A 20426-nucleotide genomic window follows, 5' to 3' on the forward strand; every position below is an offset into this window, starting at 1 on the left:
ACAAACCCTTGGGACGTGGCGGAGTGGAGGCTCCGGATTAGCCGATAATCGCACCCTTTGTTATGCGCATTCGCTTGGGTTATTGACCGTACTAACCGGTTGGTACATTTTAGGCGCAGTACGTCTTGTCGGTACGAGCAAGACCCATAATAAAAACAGAGGAATACCCATGCGTAACTGTCTGCGGGCACCCGACGCCATCCCTTCGCCCCTTCGCTTCAATCTCGAAGCCATTCTCTTGATCTCCGATCCGGCCCTGTAGCAGGCCTATACGGCTGCGGCTGCGGCTCCATCGCGCCATGTGCCGGTATTCGACAAAACCTGAGAGGTCTTCAAGATGACCAAAGTCGTCGATCTGTATTTCAAGCTGCTGAAGCTGCTGATTGTCTTGTGCATGGTTGCGATGACCGTGCTGGTGTTCGGCAATGTGGTGCTGCGTTATGCCTTCAATTCCGGAATCAGTGTGTCCGAGGAGCTTTCACGCTGGTTCTTCGTCTGGATGATTTTTCTCGGAGCCTTGGTGGCGCTCAAGGATCGTGCGCACCTGGGGATGGACAGCCTGGTCAAGCGCTTGCCGCCTTTGGTCAGGCGCGCCTGTCTGGTCATCGGGCATTTGCTGATGCTGTACATCTGCTGGTTGATCTTCATGGGCAGTTGGCAGCAGGTGGTGATCAACCTGCACGTGGTCGCACCGGCCTCCGGCTTGTCGATGGCGGTGTTTTACGCTGCCGGCCTGGTGTTTGGCGCCAGCGCAGCCTTGATCCTGCTCTATGAGCTCTACCTGGCTTTGTCTGGCAAGCTCGGCGACGACGAATGGGTCGTGATCCAGGACCATGACGCCGTCGAGGCGATGACGCATAACCCCATCAAGAGTGATCGCCCATGACGCTGGTTATTTTTCTCGGCTCTTTGATAGGCAGCATGGCGCTGGGCATTCCCATTGCGTTTGCGTTGCTGGTGGTCAGCGTGGCGCTGATGTTTTACCTGGATCTGTTCGATGCGCAAATCATCGCCCAGAACCTGCTCAACGGCGCGGACAGCTTCCCGCTGATGGCCGTGCCGTTCTTCATGCTGGCCGGCGAGGTCATGAATGCCGGCGGCTTGTCCAAACGCATTGTCAACATCGCCATGGCGCTGGTGGGACACAAGCGCGGCGGTCTCGGTTACGTGGCGATTATCGCGTCCTGCCTGCTGGCGTCGCTCTCCGGCTCCGCCGTGGCCGATGCCGCGGCACTGGCGGCGTTGCTGGTGCCAATGATGGTGCTGGCCGGGCATAACCGGGGACGGTCGGCCGGCCTGATCGCGGCCGGTGGCATCATTGCACCGGTCATCCCGCCGAGTATCGGTTTTATTGTGTTTGGCGTGGCATCCGGGGTGTCGATATCCAAGCTGTTCCTGGCCGGCATCGTGCCTGGACTGATGCTTGGGGCTTCGCTGGCCTTGGCCTGGTGGTACATCTCGCGCAGTGAGCATGTCGAGACGCCGCCGAAGCGTTCCCGTGCCGAAGTGCTGCGTACATTGCTCGACGGCAGTTGGGCGATGGGTCTGCCACTGATCATCGTCCTGGGTCTCAAATTCGGCATCTTCACCCCCACTGAAGCCGCGGTGGTCGCGGCGGTCTATTCGTTGTTCGTGTCCCTGGTGATCTACCGGGAGATGAAAGTCAGCCAGCTATATGAAGTGATCCTGTCCTCGGCCAAGACCACCTCGGTGGTGATGTTACTGGTGGCGGCGGCCATGGTTTCGTCCTGGCTGGTGACCATCGCCGATCTCCCGGGCCAGTTGGCGGAATTGCTGTCACCGTTCATGGACAACCCGACCCTGCTGCTGATGGTGATGATGGTGCTGATCATCCTGGTGGGGACGGTGATGGACATGACCCCGACCATCCTCATCCTCACTCCGGTATTGATGCCTGCTGTCGTCCAGGCGGGTATCGACCCGGTGTACTTCGGCGTGCTGTTTCTGATCAACACGGCCATCGGCCTGATCACGCCGCCCGTGGGGACGGTGCTCAATGTGGTTTGCGGGGTGGCAAAGCTGGACTTCGAAGAAGTTGTCCGCGGCGTATGGCCGTTTCTGCTCGCGCAGCTTGTGGTGCTGTTCCTGTTGGTGATGTTCCCGCAATTGGTCCTTGGGCCGTTGAAATTCTTCACCGGGTGACACCGGTGTAAGCCTTTGGTAGCTCGACCTTAAAACAATAATGATTGGAGAGTGAAATGCAAAAACTGATGAAAGCCCTGGTGGCCGGGGCGTGTGCAACGGGGTTGTTGTTGGGCAGCATGGCGAGCCACGCGGAGGAGATCCGCGAACGCACCCTGCGATTCGCGTTCCAGAACGTCAAGGAGCATCCACAGGGCCAGGGTGCGCAGAAATTCGCTGACCTGCTCAGCGAAAAAAGTGGCGGCAAGATCAAGGTCCGTCTGTTCCCTGGCGGGACATTGGGCGGCGACGTGCAGACGGTCTCGGCCCTGCAGGGCGGCACGCTGGACATCACCGTGCTCAACTCCGGCATTCTGGCGGCCCAGGCCCCCGATTTTGCCATGCTCGACTTTCCTTTCCTGTTCAACAACGCCGAAGAAGCCCATGCAGTGATCGATGGCCCGGTCGGCCAGAAGCTCGCGGCGCAGTTGGACAGCAAAGGGCTGGTGGGCCTGGGCTATTGGGATCTCGGGTTTCGTAACCTGACCAATAGCAAGCACCCGGTGACCCGGCTTGAAGACATGCAGGGCTTGAAGATTCGCGTCATTCAGTCGCCGATCTATCTGGAAACCTTCTCCGCACTGGGGGCCAACCCTGTGCCGATGGCGTTTCCCGAGGTCTACACCGGCCTTGAGCAACACACCATCGACGGCCAGGAGAACCCCTTCACGGTGATCGAAGGCAACAAGTTCTACGAGGTGCAGAAGTATCTTTCGGTAACGGGCCATATCTTCAACCCGCAGTCGTTGATCATCAGCCAGAAAACCTGGAGTCGCCTCAACGACGATGAGAAAGCGATGATTCGCGAGGCCGCTACCGAGGCGCAGAAATTCCAGCGAGATGCCACCGCAGCGAGCATGGACAAGGCAAAAGCGACGCTGGCCGGCGCGATGACGGTCAACGAAGTCAGCCCAGCCGAGAAGGATCGCTTTCGCGAGCGGGTGCAGCCGGTGATTGATAAGTTCGCCAAGTCCCTGGATGCCAACCTGGTGAAAATGATGTACGACGAGATCGCCAAGGTACGGGCTGCGCAGTGAGTTGACACGCCGCCGTCGCGAGCGGTGAACCCGGGGTAGACAACGTTCTTCGGTCATCCTCGATTATTGTGGGAGCGAGCCTGCTCGCGATGGCGTCGGCACAGTCAATCTTGCTGTAACCGACACCTCCATCACGAGCCTGCTCGCTCCCTCAACGTTCAGCACATCAAGCGGTCATTGAGCGTCCGGAACCGCCAGCCATTGCCCAATGACTTTCTGGTAGCTGCCGTTCGCCTTGCTCAGGTGCAACCACTGATCGACATACATCTTCCACGTGGTGTCGTCCCGTGGCAGCAGGTAGGCCTTCTCGCCATATTGCAGGTAACGGCTCGGGTTGACGGCGCACAGGCCAGGCTTGAGTTTCTGCTGGTAGAGCGCTTCCGAGGCATCGGTAATCATCACGTCGGCTTTCTTGTCCAGCAGTTCCTGGAAGATGGTCACATTGTCATGAAGACTGAGCTGGCCCTTGGGCACGAAGGCACGGACGAAGGCTTCGTTGGTGCCGCCGGCCGGTTCCACCAGGCGCACCGAAGGCTGGTTGATCTGTTCGAGGGTCTGGTAGCGCGACTGGTCTTCGCAACGGACCAGCGGGATCTTGCCATCCACGTCCAGCGTGTTGCTGAAGTAGGCTTTCTTCTGGCGCTCGAGGGTCACCGAGATCCCGCCCATGCCGATGTCGCATTTGCCCGCGATCATATCCGGCATCAGGGTTTTCCAGGTGGTCTGTACCCATTGCACTTTGACGCCCAGGCTTGCTGCCAGGGAGCGCGCCATGTCGGTGTCGATGCCTTCGTATTCTCCGGTTTCAGTCTTGTAGGTGTAGGGCTTGTAGTCGCCGGTGGTGCACACCGTCAATTCACCCCGTTGCAGGACCAGGTCCAGATGCGAAGGCGCCGGCTCGGCCTGGGCGCCGCAGGACAGTGCCAGCAGGCCGCAGAATGTCATTGTGCTTGTTATATTTTTCATCGGGGCACACGTCTCGCAAGGGAAGGGGACAAGACGGGGCAGTGTAGTAAAAGTCTTCGCGGGCTGTCACGGGGGCGGGGCGCTGGCGACTCATCGCGCGGCCGCGTCGGGCAGTCGCTGGGGGCTTTCGTCGGTGCAGCGGTGCGCTTCGCTGTCTAGTGGGCAATGATCCCATGGTCGATCGCGTACTTCGCCAGGGCCGCGGGTTTGTCGATGTTGAGCTTGCGGCGGATGCTCAGGCGGTGGGTTTCGACGGTGCGCACGCTGATGTCCAGCTCGCGGGCCATCTCCTTGTTGTTCAGGCCCTGGACCATTTTGAGTAGCACCTGGCGCTCGCGGGGTGTCAGCTCGTCATCGGTGTTGGGAGCGGTGGCGAGCCGCTGGGCGATCTCTGCGCTGTAGAAGGTGCCGCCGCTGATGATGGCCTCGATGGCGGCGATGATTTCCCGTGAAGGCGCATTCTTGAGGACGTAGCCGCTGGCGCCGGAACGCACCGACTCGCTCACGTACTCATGGTTATCGTACATGCTCAAAACCAGGATCTTGAGGTTGGGGTACTGTTTGCCCAGCAACCGGGTCAATTCGAGCCCGTTCATGTCCTTGAGGCCGATGTCCATCAGCAGCAGGTCTGGCTGGCAGCGCCCGACCATCTCGATCGCCTGCGCGCCGTTCTCGGCTTCGCCCACCACATCCAGTTGGGGCATGACGGACAGCAAGGCCCGGATGCCATCGCGGACCAGGGAGTGATCGTCAACCAGCGCGACGCGGATCGCAGGGGGCAGGTTCATCGGCAGGTGCTCTCGGTATAAAGGGCGCGCATCAGCTTTCGGTGGCCGACAGGGCCATGGGCAACAGGACGTCCAATTCACTTCGACCCGGCGTCGACGTCAGTTCCAGTCGTCCGCCGAAATGCTCGACCCGTTCACGGATGTTACGCAGGCCGATGCCGGCATGGCCACGTTCGACTTGCGGGACATTGAAGCCCATTCCGTCATCCACCACCGTCAGGCGCAAGGATTGAGCGGAGCCAAACAAGGTGATAGCGACACGTTTCGCCCCAGCGTGGCGTTCGATATTGGTCAGGGCTTCCTGGGCAATGCGGAATAGCGAGACCGGGGCGCCATTCTCCAGCCGGCAATCGAACTCATTGCTTCGGTAGGATACCTCCAGGCCGCTGCGCTGTTCGAATTCGGCCGCGAGCTGGCCGATGGCGGCGGGCAGGCCCAGGGTGTCGAGCAGGGAAGAGCGCAAGTCGTGGGAGATGTTGCGGATTTCACCGATGGCTTCTCCCAGTCGATCCGTTGCGTTCTTGAGGATGCCCAGGCCGTTTTCCTGGCCGTTTTCGAGCACATGACTGGCCAGCTCGAACTGGAATTTGATCGACACCAGCAGCTGGCTGATGCCGTCGTGGAGCTCGCGGGATACCCGCGAGCGTTCCTCCTCCTGCAGGCTGACAATGCGCTGGTTCAGCCGCTGCAGTTTTTTGTCGGCCAGGCGATGTTCGCTCACGTTGAGGGTCATGCCGCCAGCGAAGACCAGCAGGACCGCCACCAGTGCGATGGCGGCAATGGCCTGCATGGTGGTGTGGATGCCTTGGGCGACTTCATCCCGTGCCTGCTGGGTGGCGCGCTCGACATCTTCCAGGTAGATCCCGGTGCCAAGCATCCAGCCCCACCGATCCAGCATCACCACGTAGGCCAATTTTTCGGTCACCTGGCCGGAGGACGGTTTGTTCCAGGCGTAGCGCTGGAAACCTTCGCCGGTCTCGGCGCTTTTGATCAATGCCTGGATGACAGGCAGGCCGTGAGGATCCTTCATGTCCCAGAGGTATTTGCCCACCAGCTCCGACTGGCGCGCGTGCATCAGGCTGCGGCCCTGGCGGTCATACACGAAGAAATAGCCGTTGATGCCGAAGCTGAGCTTGCGCAGTTCTTCGAGCACCTGCTGCTGTGCGTGTTCGTCGCCAAGGCCACCGTTGTACAGCGGAGCGATCAGGCTCTGCGCCATCTCGACGTAGTTCTTCAGCTCGGCGCGCTTGCTGGCCAGGATGCTGTCTTCGATCAGTTGTGCCTGTTGGTCGCCCAACTGGCGGTTGAGCGAGATCACCAGCGCGCAGATGACAGCAATCGCCAGGACCAGGGGCAGGATCCCGAGGGCGACGATTTTGTGTTTGAGCAGCATCTGTACTCCTGCCAGGGCCTGACGGGGGGAGGTGGATGGTCGGCATCATATGCCAAACATAAAGTCTGTGGGAGCGAGCCTGCTCGCGATGACGGTGTGTCAGATGACATTGATGCTGAATGATCCAACGCCATCGCGAGCAGGCTCGCTCCCACAGGGAGAAGTAGGCGGGGGCATCTACGTAGTACTACGGATTTATTTATTGACGATGTACAGGGATATTGGGCCCGCTCCGAATAGCCGGGGCATACTATAAAAACAATCGCCGCAGTCCACTGGACCTCGGCAGGAGACACGCAATGACAACCCGTCTGGTTAAACACCTTGCCTGGTTTGCCGTGGCTGTTCTGGGAGCCTGTGCGTTGAGTGTCGTGGCCTTGCGCCGCGGCGAACCCATCAACGCCCTCTGGATCGTCGTCGCAGCCGTGGCCATCTACCTGGTCGCCTACCGCTACTACAGCCTCTTCATCGCCAACAACGTGATGCAACTCGATGCGCGCCGGGCCACCCCTGCCGTGCTCAACAACGATGGCCTGGACTTCGTCCCGACCAACAAGCACATCCTCTTCGGTCACCACTTCGCCGCCATTGCCGGCGCGGGGCCGCTGGTCGGGCCGGTTCTGGCGGCGCAGATGGGCTACCTGCCCGGCACGCTCTGGCTGATCGCCGGCGTGGTGCTGGCGGGGGCCGTGCAGGACTTCATGATCCTGTTCCTGTCCACCCGTCGTAACGGTCGTTCCCTGGGCGACATGGTCCGCGAGGAAATGGGCCGCATCCCCGGCACCATCGCGCTGTTCGGCTGCTTCCTGATCATGATCATCATCCTCGCGGTGCTGGCGCTGATCGTGGTCAAGGCCCTGGCCGAGAGCCCTTGGGGGATTTTCACGGTGATGGCGACCATCCCGATCGCGATGTTCATGGGCGTCTACATGCGTTACATCCGCCCGGGCCGCATCGGTGAAATCTCGCTGATCGGCGTGCTGTTGCTGCTGGGCTCGATCTGGCTGGGCGGGCAGATCGCCGCCGACCCGGTCTGGGCCAAGGCCTTCAGCTTCACCGGGATCCAGATCACCTGGATGCTGATCGGCTACGGTTTCGTCGCGGCGGTGCTGCCGGTGTGGCTGATCCTGGCCCCGCGGGACTACCTGTCGACCTTCCTCAAGATCGGCACCATCGTCGCCCTGGCGATCGGTATCCTGATCACCATGCCCGAGCTGAAAATGCCGGCGCTGACCCAGTTCACCAACGGCCTGGGCCCGGTGTGGAAGGGCGGGCTGTTCCCGTTCCTGTTCATCACCATCGCCTGCGGCGCGGTCTCGGGCTTCCATGCGCTGATCTCCTCGGGCACCACGCCCAAGCTGCTGGACAACGAAACCAACGCCCGCTACATCGGCTACGGCGGCATGCTGATGGAGTCCTTCGTGGCGATCATGGCGATGGTCGCCGCGTCGGTGATCGAGCCGGGCGTGTACTTCGCCATGAACAGCCCGGCGGCGGTGGTCGGCGGTGACGTCGTGGCCGTGGCCCAGACCATCAGTGGCTGGGGCTTTGCCATCACCCCGGACGCGCTGCAGGCGGTTGCCCGGGACATTGGCGAAACCACCGTCCTGGCCCGTGCCGGCGGTGCGCCGACCCTGGCGGTCGGTATCGCGCAGATCCTGCACTCGGTGCTGCCGGGTGAGAACACCATGGCGTTCTGGTACCACTTCGCGATCCTGTTCGAAGCGTTGTTCATCCTCACCGCGGTAGACGCCGGCACCCGTGCCGGGCGGTTCATGCTGCAGGACCTGCTGGGCTCGTTCGTGCCCTCGCTCAAGCGCACCGAATCCTGGACCGCCAACCTGATCGCCACCGCCGGTTGCGTGGCCCTGTGGGGCTACCTGCTGTACCAGGGCGTGATCGATCCGCTGGGTGGCATCAACACCTTGTGGCCACTGTTCGGTATCTCCAACCAGATGCTGGCCGGTATCGCCCTGATGCTCGGCACCGTGGTGCTGATCAAGATGAAGCGCCAGCGCTACATCTGGGTCACGCTGCTACCGGCGGCCTGGCTGCTGATCTGCACCACCACGGCGGGCCTGATCAAGCTGTTCGACGCCAACCCGGCGATCGGCTTCCTGGCCCTGGCGCGCAAATACAACGACGCCCTGGCGGCCGGCCAGATCCTGGCCCCGGCCAAGAGCGTCGAGCAGATGCAGCACGTGGTCTTCAATGCCTACACCAACGCCACGCTGACGGTGCTGTTCCTGTTCGTGGTGCTCAGCATCCTGTTCTACGCGCTCAAGGTCGGTGTTGCCGCCTGGGGCACGAAAGAACGCACGGATAAAGAAGCGCCATTCCAGGCCCTGCCGGACGCCTGACACGAGGGTTGCAACGATGTTCAATGACTTGAGTCGCCTCGGTAAATACCTCGGTCAGGCCGCCCGCCTGATGGTCGGCATGCCCGACTACGACAACTACGTCGAGCACATGCAAACCAAGCACCCGGACAAACCGGTGATGGACTACGAGGCGTTCTTCCGCGAACGCCAAGAGGCCCGTTACGGTGGCAAGGGTGGGCCGAAGTGCTGTTGACCCGACGGCCCTGAGGTCATCCCCCTGTGGAAGCGAGCCTGTGGGAGCAAGGCTTGCCCGCGATAGCATCGCCTCGGTATCACTGTAGACCGAGGCGCCTGCATCGCGGGCAAGCCTTGCTCCCACAGTATTATTTGGCGGGCTTGGGATGTGTGCCTGTCACCGAGTCCCTGTGGGAGCGAGCCTGCTCGCGATGGCGTACTATCAGTCGATATCGATATTGGTTGATCCACCGCTATCGCGACCAAGGTCTGTTGCTGGCTCACGCTCACTCCGCCAGCAACACCGCCGCGTCGAACCCCACCCGCAGATTGCCCCAATGGCGGCCGCCGAAGAAGAACGGTACGTCGATCTCGGTCATGATTTCCCCGGTGTCGCGCAGGTAGGTCTGGAGCAGGAAGCGCTGGACGTTGCCCGCTGCGCGCAGGCCGATCGGGTCGTTGAAGATCCGTTTGTTGCGACACACCGGCAGGTCGACGGCGTGGTCGCCGGTGGGTGGCTTCGAGACCCAGCTGTTGTTCACCGGGCAGTAGCCCTTGGTGTCGACGATGAACGAGACCTTGCCGCCCGGTGTGCTGCGGGTGAGGGTGTCGCAGGCTTCCTGGCAGACCTGGGCAAAACGTTCGGTGTAGCCGGTCATGTACTGCTTGGGATCGGTGCCGGGGACCAGTTGGTAATTCTGGTCGAACAGGTTGAGACCCTCGCGTTGCAACGCCTCCAGGCGCACCTGGAGCGTGTCGCGGCACTGGCTGGCTCGGGTGATGGCGGCATCCAGCTTGCCGTGGCCGAGCACGAACCGGCCCAGCAGCGCTTGCACCCGTTCGGCGACACCGGACAGGTCACGGGTGGCGGTCGCCGAATGCTGCATGCGCTGATCGATCGACTGGCTGTCGGCGTGGATCTGGGTGACCCGTTCATTGATGCCGGTGTTGGCATCGGCGAACTGCTGGATATGATCGGCGATGTCGGCCAGCTTGCCGTTGGTGGATTCGAAATCGACGATCATGCTCTCGAAATGGCCGGAGGCACGCTCCACGACTTTTTGGGTTTCCCGGGCGCTGTGGCTGATCTGGGTGGTCTGTTCATGGGTGGAACCGACTTCTTCGAGCATGGCATCGATGTTGCGCGAGATGTCGTCCGTGGCCCGGCTGACGTTCTGCGCCAGGGTTCGCACTTCATCGGCCACCACGGCGAAACCCCGGCCGCTCTCGCCGGCACGGGCGGCTTCGATGGCGGCGTTGAGGGCCAGCAGGTTGGTCTGGGCAGAGATCTGCTGGATCAGCCCGACGATGGACTTGATGCTCGAAGAACGTTGGTTCAAGGCCCCCACCAGGGTGGCGAATTCATTGAGGCTGCCGGCGATTTCGCCGATGTTGCCGGTCACTTCCAGCAACTCGGCATAGGAATCGCGGGCCATGCTCAGGTTCTGCGCGGTGGTGCTGGAGATGCCCTGGGTCTGGCGCGAGACTTCTTCGATACGGTCCACGGCGGAGTTGCTCTGCTCCATCACTTCCTTGGCGAAGCGTGCCTGGTGGGTGGCGCTGTCGCTGGAGTCGCTGATGTTCTTGAGCGAGCGCGCCGACTCGACGGCGATGTGCACGGTGAGCGCCTGGACGTTACTGATGATTTCCCGTTGCTTGGCCAGGAAACGGTTGCAGGTGCTGGCCAGTACGCGAATTTCGTCATGGGTCACCAGCGGCAGGTCCCTGGACAAGTCGCCTTCGCCATTGGCGATCTCCTCCAGTGCCCGGGTCATGGCGGTGACAGGGCGTACGATGAGATGGCGAAAGTACCAGACCATGAAGCTGATCATGCCCAGCGTCAGGAGCGCACCGAACAGCAGGGCCTGGGTCAGGCTGTCGAGCCGGCCCTCGATCTGCCCCAGCAGGGCGGCGTCGAGCTGCGCGTTGCGCAACTGCGTCACAATGTCGGTACGGGCGCTAAGGGCCACCCAGTACAACAACCCGCTGACGACGACAAGCAGGAAAAGGCTTGAGAGTTTCTTGGTGAGCGTATCGAAAAATTGCATTTCGATGGACTCGTACAAAGCCTTCAACGTCTGCATGCCATAGCTCCTGGGCAAAAAAACCTCTCAATGGAATACATTCGACCGCGAGGGCCAAAGCTTTAGCGATTTTGGGCGTTTTGATATTACTGCGCTCGTTTGGTGTACAGCGCTTGTGGGAGCGAGCCTGTTCGCGATTTCTGTTTCATCGCAAGCCCCCTGTGGACCCAGGATGTATTCGAACTGTCCACGACGGACATCCAGGGCAGTCGCGACGTTCTGACCGCGCTGCGCTGAAACGAAAAATGCCCGGACCTGCGTCCGCAATACTGTTCACTTAATGAAGTGACTGAATCTGTGGCGAGGGGATAAATCCCCTTGCCACAATGAACCCGCAAGTCTTGAGTGAATAGCGTCAGGACCTGAGTCCGGGCATTTTCATTTAGAACCAATGCTGCATAAGTCGTAGAGTCTTGAGCCACGTCATGACTGACGCAGGCCCTGCGCGATGACGGCATAAAGTGGCTCCGCCATCGGTCTGAAATATCTCTTACCTGTAAAGTCTTACAGTGGTTATCCCTCGCTCAGAGAGGGATAAATAACACGCCCTTTCATGCCCGTCTGCATGAGAGGTATCAAGCTTTATTGTCGGCAGGCTATTGAGCCAGAGCCTGACAATATGAAGCTTGGCGAAGAAACGCTGCCAACAAACGCGCAGCGGTCGTCAGATACGGCTGGGATTTACCAGCGAGTTCAACTGAAGTGTTTAATGGTAGGAGGATTCATCATGATGTATCCCCTTAGAGTATGGGTTTGCAAAGACGATTTCGGAAGCGAGGTGCTGGACGAATACAATCATGGCGTTCACGAAGGAGTTGTTACGTTAATCAACAAAATTCGCAGCAGACATCCCGAGATAGACCCAGATCATCGGTACCATCTATATCCTCAACTCAAGGATGGCAGACCAGGGACAAGGCCGGCCAGTAACGCGCTCTCCGAAGACGGTATTACCTTTCTAGAGGATTGCGGCGTCGATCAGACTGATCAACTCTTTTATCGACCTTAGGTTTAACAAAAAATACATCGCCTCGTTCGATACAGCCATCATCCTTTGAATGTTCAGAAAAGGGTGATGGCTGTTTTTCAGTTAATCATCTACTCCGCACACGGTGACTGCTCGCGGTATGGGTATAGACTTCCCCATTTCAGAGCACTCAGTGCTTATCGCCCATCTCCTTGCTACCACTTGGCTTGCACACAGGGGTTAGCCGTGGCAACAAGGTCTTGAAAAGGATTTACTGGGAATCATTCTCAAAGTATATTCGCTCGCATTAACGTTCCCCTGTGAGTGCCGCGTCTTGAATCGTTCCACCCCTCCCGCGAATCGCAACGTCTTCATCAAGTGTGTATTGCCGACTTTGTCCTGCTGTTTCATCGCAAGCCCCCTGTGGGCCCAGGACGTACTCGAACTGCCCACCACGGACATCCAGGGCAGCCGTATCACTCAAGATGAGGGCTACACGGCGTCGCAAGCCAGTACGGCGAGCAAGAGCGATGTACCGATCAAGGAAGAGGCGCAATCGATCAATGTGGTGACCCAGCAGACGCTGGACGATTATCAGGTGCGCTCCCTGGGAGACGCGATGAAGTTCGTCAGCGGCGTTAGCCAGGGCAATACCTTGGGCGGTTCGCGGGACTCGCTGATCAAGCGTGGTTTCGGCACCAACGACGATGGCTCGATCCTGCGCGACGGCGTGCGTTCGAACCTGGGGCACAACTTCAGTGCCACCACCGAGCGGGTCGAAGTGCTCAAGGGCCCGGCCTCGATGCTGTACGGCGCGCTGGAGCCTGGCGGTTTGATCAACGTCATCAGCAAAAAGCCCGAATACACCCAAAGCACCACGCTAAGCGGCTCGGCCTATAGCGAAGGCGGCGGCACCATGGCGGTGGACACCACCGGGCCGCTGGGCGATACCGGGCTGGCGTATCGGCTGATTGCCGAGCGTGGTCATGAAGATTACTGGCGCAACTACGGCGTGAATGAAAGTACGCTGGTTGCGCCGTCCCTGGCCTGGACCGGTGAGCGGGCTTCGTTGAACCTGAGCTATGAGTACAACGAATATTCCAACCCGTTTGACCGTGGCACGGTGTTCACCAATGGGCATCCGGCTGATATCGATTATGACAAGCGTCTCGACGAGCGCTGGGCCAAGAGCGTGGGGATTCGCGAGACGGCGACGGCGCGTTTCGAGTATGAGCTGAGCGAGGCGTGGAAGACTCGCGTGACTTATGGCTGGAACAATGATCGGTACAGTCTTTCGATTGCGCAGCCGAGCCTGTCAAATACCGGTAAGTTTCAGCGTGCAGCCAATGGTGCGCACTACGACGATGAAACGCGTTACGCCAGTTGGGATTTCATGGGTAAGCAGGAGTTGTTCGGTCAGCGCCATGATCTGCTGATCGGTGTCGATAATCAGGTGTCCGATCAATACCGTGGCAAGACCTACCGTGGCACTGCACAGGGAGGGTTCGATATCACCGCGCCGGTTTATGGTGGTCTGGCAGAGCCAAGCAAGATAAATGCTGCGCAAAGCAACCTGAGTAACAAACTGACTTCCAGCTCCGTTTACCTGAAGGACAACTGGCACCTGGATGATCGCTGGATTCTGGTGTTTGGCGGACGCTACCAGCATTACGACCAGTTCAGTGAAACGGGAATGATCAAGCGAGTGCCTGTTCGCGACGATAACGGCGATGCCTTTGTTCCGTTTCTGGGATTGGTCTATAAAGCCGACGAAACCTTGTCCCTGTACGGGAATTACAGCCGTTCGTTCAAGCCCAACGATACCGTCGATGACAACCTCAGCACTTTCAAGCCGGAGGAAGGGCGCAGTTATGAAATCGGTGCCAAATATGATCCTCTGCCTGGGCTGAATATCAATCTCGCCTTGTTCGATATCGAAAAAAAGAATGTGGTAACCAACACGGTGGTCGGTGGGAAAACCATTGCAGAAGCCGCCGGCAAAGTCGGCTCCCAAGGCCTGGAGTTGGACGTCACCGGACGTCTCGCCGAACGCTGGGACCTGATTGGTACCTACGCCTATACCCATACGGAAATACTGGATGATCCGAAGAACGAAGGCCATCGCCTATCGGATGCGCCCAAGCACACCGCCAGCCTCTACCTGTCGCACCACTTGAACGTCCCGGCCGAATTCGGCGCCTGGCACGCCGGTGGCGGCGCTCGCTACGTCGGCGAGCGCGCGGCCAACAATGCCAACGATTTCTGGTTGAGCAGCTACACCGTCGCCGATGCCTTCCTGCGCTGGGAGTCGCCGGTATTCGGGTACAAGACGTCGCTGCAACTGAACGTGGACAACCTGTTCGACAAGCAGTACTACCCGTCCTCCACCGGCAGCCAATTGCAGGTTGCCGTCGGGGAACCGCGTACCGCGCGCCTGAGTGCCAGCGTGACCTTCTGATCCTTGAAACAGAAAATGCCCGGACCTTCAAGTCCGGGCATTTTCATGGAGCATCTTTTCCTTCAGGCCGCCTTCGCGAGCAGGCTCGCTCCCACAGGGAAGTTAGGGTGAATACAGAATAAGTGCACACCTGCGCCCCATGTGGGAGCGAGCCTGCTCGCGATAGCGGTCTGACTAGCCGGCACAATTACCGAAACGCCGGCACCACGTGCTTGATGAACAGTTCCAGGGATTTCTTCTTCTCCGCATGGGGCAGGCTGTTATCGCACCAGAAGCTGAACTCGTCGACGCCCAGTGCCTGGTAGTACTTGATGCGGGGAATGATTTCTTCCGGAGTACCGATCATGGCGGTCTTGTGCAGGCTATCCAGTTCGAATTCCGGGCGGCCGGCGAATTTCTCTTCCGGGCTTGGCGCCAGGAAGCCATTGACCGGGGTTTCCTTGTTACCGAACCAGGCGTCGAAAGTGCGGTAGAACTTCGCGATGGCCTTGGCTCCGACTTTCCAGCCGTCGGGGTTGTCCTCCGAGTGCACATGGGTGTGACGCAGCACCATCAATTGCGGGCGCGGTACATCGGGGTTGTTGTCCAGGGCTGCCTGGAATTTGTTCTTCAGGTCGAGGACTTCTTCGTCACCCTTCATCAACGGCGTCACCATGACGTTACAGCCGTTGGCGACGGCGAAGTTGTGCGAGTCCGGGTCGCGGGCAGCGATCCACATGGGCGGGTTCGGCTTCTGGATCGGCTTGGGCACGCTGGTGGAGGTCGGGAATTTCCAGATGTCGCCGTCATGGGCGTAGTCGCCTTGCCACAGTGCCCGTATCGCCGGAACCATTTCCCGCAGTGCCTGGCCGCCGGAGGCCGCTGGCATGCCGCCGGCCATGCGGTCGAATTCCACTTGGTAAGCGCCACGGGCCAGGCCGACTTCCATGCGGCCGTTGCTGATCACGTCCAGCAATGCACATTCACCGGCTGCCCGCAGCGGGTGCCAGAACGGCGCGATGATGGTGCCGGCGCCCAGGTGAATGGTGGTGGTCTTGGCCGCCAGGTAGGCCAGCAGCGGCATCGGGCTTGGCGAAATGGTGTATTCCATGGCGTGGTGTTCGCCGATCCAGACAGTGCTGAAGCCACCGGCCTCGGCCATCAGGGTCAGTTCGGTGAGGTCTTCGAACAACTGGCGATGGCTGACGCTTTCGTCCCAGCGCTCCATGTGTACGAACAGGGAAAATTTCATGGCGCTATCTCTTGATGATTGACGATCGGTTCAGGCGAGGACAGGCAGGGCGCCCATCTTTCCGTGGCAATAAACCAGCGGGCCTTGGGTGTGTTGCGGCACGATCAGGTTCTTCACGGCGCCGACCATGATGGCGTGGTCGCCGCCTTCGTATTCGCGCCACAGTTCGCATTCGATGATGGCGGTGGCGTTGCTCAGCAAGGGGTTGCCCAGTTCACTCAGGGTCCATTCGATGCCCTGAGCCTTGTCCTTGCCTTTGCGGGCGAAGGCATAGGCTTCGTTCTGTTGCCCGCCGGAGAGCAAATGGATGGCGAAGCGCTTGTTGCGGATCAGCACCGGGTAGGAATCGGAGCTGTAGTTGGGACAGAACAGCACCAGGGCCGGGTCCATCGACAACGAGCTGAAGGCGCTGGCGGTGAGGCCGACGATCTGCCCGTCGTCATCAAGGGTGGTGATGACCGTCACGCCGGACGGGAACGAACCCATGACTTGTTTGTAAACGTTGGCATCAATCATTTAACAGTCCTCGTACGCAGGCGGTAATGACTTCGTGTTCATCAATGAGCACCGGCGGCTTTGTTCAGGTCGCTCTCGGCCCATTGGGTGTAGACACACGCATCGGCAGCGGCCCAGCGCACCCGCACCGGGTCGCCAGCCTTGAGTGGCATGCCGGCGGCGGAAAGGGCCTTGACGGTCATGGCGGTGCCGCCGGACGTCACCACGCTGCAAGTCTGGCTTTCGCCGAGGAACAGCACCTCGACGACCTTGGCCGAGACTTCATTCCAGCCGGCTGCCAATGGCGCTTGGGCGGCCTGCTCGGTGCTCAGGGCCAAGGCCTTTTCCGGGCGTACCATCAGCAACACGTCCTGATCGGTTTGCAGGCCGGCGGTCAGGCGGATCGACAGCGACTGGCCTTCGAAGGTCGCCACCGCATTGCCCTGGGCCTTGAGCTTGAGGAAGTTGGAGTTGCCCAGGAATGACGCGACAAAGGCATTCGGCGGGTTCTGGTAGAGGTCGTAACCGGTACCCAGGCCGACGATCTTGCCGTGGCTGAAAATGGCGATGCGCTGGGACAGGCGCATGGCTTCTTCCTGGTCGTGGGTCACGTAGACGATGGTGATGCCCAGACGCCGGTGCAACTGGCGCAGTTCATCCTGCAGGTCTTCACGGAGCTTTTTGTCCAGGGCACCAAGGGGTTCGTCCATCAGCAGGATGCGTGGTTCATAGACCAGCGCCCGGGCGATGGCGACCCGTTGCTGCTGGCCGCCGGAGAGTTGCGAAGGGCGGCGATGGGCAAACTGCTCCAATTGCACCAGCTTGAGCATCGCGTCGACCCGCCGGTCGCGCTCGGCCGGCGCCAGTTTGCGGATCGCCAGCGGGAAGGCGATGTTGTCGCGCACTGACAAATGCGGGAACAGCGAGTAGCGCTGGAACACCATGCCAATGTCGCGCTTGTGCGGCGGGACGTTGACCAGGGATTTGCCGTCCACCAGGATCTCGCCGCTGCTGGGGGTTTCAAAGCCGGCCAGCATCGACAGGGTGGTGCTCTTGCCCGAGCCGCTGGAGCCGAGGAAGGTCAGGAACTCACCGTCCTGGATCTCCAGGGCGATATCGTCGACGGCGGCAAAGTCGCCGTAGTGCTTGTTCAGGTTGCGCAGGCTGACCAGGGTCTTGTTGTTCTGTTGTGCAGGGTCTTTGACGGCACTCATTGTGTTCTCCTAGGCGCTCAGGCGCTGATTTCATTGCGCCGGCGCAGGGCGGCGGCGATCACCATCACCAACACCGAGAGGCCGATCAGCAGCGTCGAAGCGACGGCGATCACAGGCGTCAGGTCCTGGCGCAGGGTGGTCCACATCTTTACAGGCAGGGTTTGCAGGGTCGGGCTGGCCATCATCACGCTCAGCACCACCTCGTCCCACGACACCAGGAACGCGAACAGGGCGCCGGCGATCATGCCCGGGCGGATGGCCGGGAAGGTGACCTTGAACACCGCTTGCAGTCGCGAGGCGCCGCAGATCACGGCGGCGTCTTCGATGGACTGGTCGAACAGCTTCAACGAGTTGATGATCGAGATGATGGTGAACGGCAACGCGACAATCACATGGCTGACCACGAACGCGAACATCGTGCCGGTGTAGCCCAGCTTGAGGAACAGCGCGTACACCGCCACGGCGATGATCACCAGCGGCACGATCATCGGCAGGGTGAACAGGCCATAGAACATTTCCCGTCCCGGAAACCGACCACGCACCAGGGCAAACGCGGTAGGCAGGCCCAGGGCTACGGCGCAGATTGTGGTCAGCACCGCGACCTTGAGGCTGGCCAGCGCGGCGCTCATCCAGTCGGGGTTGGAGAAGAACTGGCCGTACCATTTGAATGTCCAGCCCGGTGGCGGGAAGACCAGCCACTGGGATGAGCCAAACGACAGCAGCACGATGAATACGATCGGCAACAGCAGGAACAACCCGATCAATCCGGTTGTGAAGTACAGACCGAAGCGCATGCGCCGGCTCATGGCATTGGGAGTCAGGAGCATGACGATTTACCTCGCGTTACTGGCGCCAACCGGGGATTCCGGCTGGAGCTTCAGGTAGAAGTAGAACAGCACCAGCGTGATGACGATCAGCAACGCGGCACCGGCGCTCGCCAGGCCCCAATTGAGGAACGATTGCACCTGCTGGATGATGAATTCCGGCAGCATCATGTTCTGCGCACCGCCGAGCAGCGCCGGGGTGACGTAGTAACCCAGGGACATCACGAATACCATCAGGCCGCCGGAAAACAGCCCCGGCCGGCACAGTGGCAGGAACACCCGGAAGAAGTTGGTCCAGGGACTGGCACCGCAGATGGAGCCGGCCTGCAGGATCATCGGGTCGATGGCCTGCATGGTGGCCTGCAACGGCAGGACGATGAACGGGATCATGATGTAGCTCATGCCGATCACCACGCCGGTGAGGTTGTGCACCATCTCCAGCGGCTGGTCGATGATCCCCAGGGCCATCAGCGCCTTGTTGATCACCCCGGAGGCTTGCAACAGCACGAGCCAGGAATAGGTGCGGGCCAGCAGGCTGGTCCACATCGACAGCAGCACGATGTTCAGGATCCAGCGACCCCAGCCACGGGGCACCAGAGTGATGGCCCAGGCCAGGGGAAAGCCCAGCAGCAGGCTGAACAACGTCACCAGGCCGGCCACCGAAAAGGTGTTGAGCAGCACTCGGGTATAGGCCGAGTTGGCGAACAGTTGCTCGTAATTGCCCAGCCCGGGCACCGGCTCCAGCACGCCACGCAACAGCAGGCCGATCAGCGGCGCCAGGAAGAACAGGCCAAGGAACAGCAGGGCGGGAACCAGGTTACCGGCCCCGCGCCAGCGTTGGGCCAGCGACGGACCCGTCGCTGCCTTGGCGGATGCCACGCCGGCAGCGCCAGGGGCGCTCCCGGTGTGCTGGGTTGTCGTTGCCGACATTTTCATTTGACCAGCCATTCGTTCCACCGTGTCGCGATGTCCTGACCGTTCTTGGCCCAGTACGCGAAATCGAGCGTGATCTGATCCTTGGCGTAGGCGGTCGGCAGGTTGGGAGCGAGCACCGAATCCAGGCGCGCGACGCTATCGACGTTGACCGGCGCATAAGCGGTCAGGTTGGAGAAGTCGGCCTGGCCCTTGGCACTGCTGGAGTTGGCCAGGAACTTCATGGCGGCGGCCTTGTTCTTCGAGCCCTTCGGCACGACCAGGATGTCGGCCATGACCAGGTTCTGCTTCCAGCTCACGCCCACCGGCGCGCCGTCCTGTTGCAGTGCATAAATCCGGCCGTTCCAGAACTGACCGAGGCTGGCTTCACCGGATGCAAGCAGTTGCTGGGACTGGGCACCGCCGCCCCACCAGACGATGTCTTTCTTGATGGTGTCGAGTTTCTTGAAGGCGCGATCCAGGTCCAGGGGATAGAGCTTGTCTTGGGGAACGCCGTCAGCCAGCAGGGCCAGTTCCAATACGCCAGGGCTCGGCCATTTGTACAGGGCGCGTTTGCCAGGGTAGGTCTTGGTGTCGAACAGCGCGGACCAGTCCTGCGGTTTGCCGGCACCGAGCTTGCCCTCGTTGTAGCCGAGGACGAAGGAGAAGTAGAAAGAACCTACGCCGTGGTCGGAAACGAAGCGTGGATCGATCTTGTCGCGTTGGATGACCGAGAAGTCCAGGGGTTCGAGCAGGCCTTCGGCGGCGGCGCGCAAGGCAAAGTCAGCCTCGACGTCAACCACGTCCCACTGCACGTTGCCGCTCTCTACCATGGCCTTGAGTTTGCCGTAGTCGGTCGGGCCATCCTGGACCACGGTGATGCCGGTGCTCTTGCTGAACGGGTCGGCCCAGGCCTGTTTCTGTGCATCCTGGGTAGTGCCACCCCAGCTGACGAAGTTGACGCTTTCGGCGGCCATCGTCGACTGGCTGGTGATACCTAGCAAGCCAGCAAAAAGAATGGCAACTGCGCTTTTCTTCAACACCATTTTCACGCCCTCATTGTTGTGTTTATTGAGCGGGCTTGTGTGTGCCCGCTTATCGGGAGCTGTAGGTCCATCTGGCTTTGTAGGACCGGGCCAAGGGCCGGATGGCTGTGCTTTCCCTTCCGGGCGCACTTGGCTGAAACGTTCGGTCTATGGAATATCATATTATGGTATTCCAAACTTTCTGCAAGCATTTTGCCGTACCGGCTATCTGTCCAAGGCAGATTTTTCTTGTGATTTTTTCCGAGGCAGCCACC

Annotated in this window: 16 protein-coding genes; 6 read left to right on the plus strand and 10 right to left on the minus strand. The window is 60.3% G+C overall.

Going from position 1 to position 20426, the window contains the following annotated elements; genetic code table 11:
* Positions 1–337: 337 nt before the first annotated feature.
* Genes PCOSP_RS13950 through PCOSP_RS13960 form a run of 3 tightly spaced genes read left to right on the plus strand, consistent with a single transcriptional unit; the run spans position 338 to position 3239 of the window.
* Positions 338–886: a TRAP transporter small permease gene (locus PCOSP_RS13950; protein WP_139649895.1), complete on the plus strand. Its 549-nt coding sequence runs from the start codon at positions 338–340 to the stop codon at positions 884–886.
* A complete protein-coding gene (locus PCOSP_RS13955; protein WP_139649892.1) occupies positions 883–2163 on the plus strand; it encodes a TRAP transporter large permease subunit in 1281 nt (426 codons plus the stop codon). The genes PCOSP_RS13950 and PCOSP_RS13955 overlap by 4 nt, the downstream gene beginning before the upstream one ends.
* Positions 2164–2219: 56 nt before the next feature.
* Positions 2220–3239 (plus strand): TRAP transporter substrate-binding protein, encoded by a 1020-nt coding sequence (locus tag PCOSP_RS13960; protein ID WP_139649890.1) that lies wholly within the window; start codon positions 2220–2222, stop codon positions 3237–3239.
* Positions 3240–3413: 174 nt separating this feature from the next.
* Here the strand turns inward: PCOSP_RS13960 and PCOSP_RS13965 are convergent, their stop codons facing one another.
* The 3 genes from PCOSP_RS13965 to PCOSP_RS13975 form a co-directional block, all read right to left on the minus strand.
* Positions 3414–4205, minus strand: a complete 792-nt coding sequence (locus PCOSP_RS13965; RefSeq protein WP_139649888.1) for a transporter substrate-binding domain-containing protein — start codon at positions 4203–4205, stop codon at positions 3414–3416.
* 155 nt (positions 4206–4360) lie between these two features.
* Positions 4361–4993, minus strand: coding sequence for a response regulator (locus PCOSP_RS13970; RefSeq protein WP_139649886.1), 633 nt, complete (start codon positions 4991–4993; stop codon positions 4361–4363).
* A gap of 31 nt (positions 4994–5024) precedes the next feature.
* Positions 5025–6386: a cache domain-containing protein gene (locus PCOSP_RS13975; protein WP_175364078.1), complete on the minus strand. Its 1362-nt coding sequence runs from the start codon at positions 6384–6386 to the stop codon at positions 5025–5027.
* A gap of 299 nt (positions 6387–6685) precedes the next feature.
* On the opposite strand from PCOSP_RS13975, the gene PCOSP_RS13980 reads away from it, so the two are divergent.
* Together PCOSP_RS13980 and PCOSP_RS13985 are read left to right on the plus strand one after the other, a co-directional pair.
* Entirely contained in the window at positions 6686–8746 is a 2061-nt protein-coding gene (locus PCOSP_RS13980; protein ID WP_464711764.1) for a carbon starvation CstA family protein, read from the plus strand.
* Positions 8747–8762: 16 nt separating this feature from the next.
* Positions 8763–8960: a YbdD/YjiX family protein gene (locus tag PCOSP_RS13985; RefSeq protein ID WP_008371622.1), complete on the plus strand. Its 198-nt coding sequence runs from the start codon at positions 8763–8765 to the stop codon at positions 8958–8960.
* A 268-nt stretch (positions 8961–9228) separates the two neighbouring features.
* Here PCOSP_RS13985 and PCOSP_RS13990 read toward each other — a convergent pair whose 3' ends face one another.
* Positions 9229–11025 (minus strand): methyl-accepting chemotaxis protein, encoded by a 1797-nt coding sequence (locus tag PCOSP_RS13990; RefSeq protein ID WP_464711766.1) that lies wholly within the window; start codon positions 11023–11025, stop codon positions 9229–9231.
* Between the two features lie 1301 nt (positions 11026–12326).
* Here PCOSP_RS13990 and PCOSP_RS13995 point away from each other — a divergent pair.
* Complete coding sequence (locus PCOSP_RS13995) at positions 12327–14450, plus strand: TonB-dependent siderophore receptor (protein ID WP_464711768.1); 2124 nt, start codon at positions 12327–12329, stop codon at positions 14448–14450.
* Between the two features lie 187 nt (positions 14451–14637).
* On the opposite strand, the gene PCOSP_RS14000 is transcribed toward PCOSP_RS13995, so the two are convergent.
* From PCOSP_RS14000 to PCOSP_RS14025, 6 genes are read right to left on the minus strand one after another with little or no spacing between them, the layout of a single operon-like run.
* A complete protein-coding gene (locus tag PCOSP_RS14000; protein WP_464711770.1) occupies positions 14638–15681 on the minus strand; it encodes an LLM class flavin-dependent oxidoreductase in 1044 nt (347 codons plus the stop codon).
* A gap of 30 nt (positions 15682–15711) precedes the next feature.
* Positions 15712–16197, minus strand: coding sequence for a flavin reductase family protein (locus tag PCOSP_RS14005; protein WP_024780828.1), 486 nt, complete (start codon positions 16195–16197; stop codon positions 15712–15714).
* Positions 16198–16238: 41 nt separating this feature from the next.
* Positions 16239–17390: an ABC transporter ATP-binding protein gene (locus PCOSP_RS14010; RefSeq protein WP_139645286.1), complete on the minus strand. Its 1152-nt coding sequence runs from the start codon at positions 17388–17390 to the stop codon at positions 16239–16241.
* Positions 17391–17407: 17 nt separating this feature from the next.
* Positions 17408–18217, minus strand: a complete 810-nt coding sequence (locus PCOSP_RS14015; RefSeq protein ID WP_464711772.1) for an ABC transporter permease — start codon at positions 18215–18217, stop codon at positions 17408–17410.
* A 6-nt stretch (positions 18218–18223) separates the two neighbouring features.
* The gene (locus PCOSP_RS14020; RefSeq protein WP_139645702.1) at positions 18224–19150 is read right to left on the minus strand and encodes an ABC transporter permease; all 927 of its coding nucleotides are present in this window, start codon (positions 19148–19150) and stop codon (positions 18224–18226) included.
* A complete protein-coding gene (locus tag PCOSP_RS14025) occupies positions 19147–20172 on the minus strand; it encodes an ABC transporter substrate-binding protein (RefSeq protein ID WP_175362525.1) in 1026 nt (341 codons plus the stop codon). Before PCOSP_RS14025 ends, PCOSP_RS14020 begins: the two co-directional genes overlap by 4 nt.
* Between the last annotated feature and the right edge of the window lie 254 nt (positions 20173–20426).

The sequence above is a fragment of the Pseudomonas sp. MAFF 730105 genome, assembly GCF_055380705.1.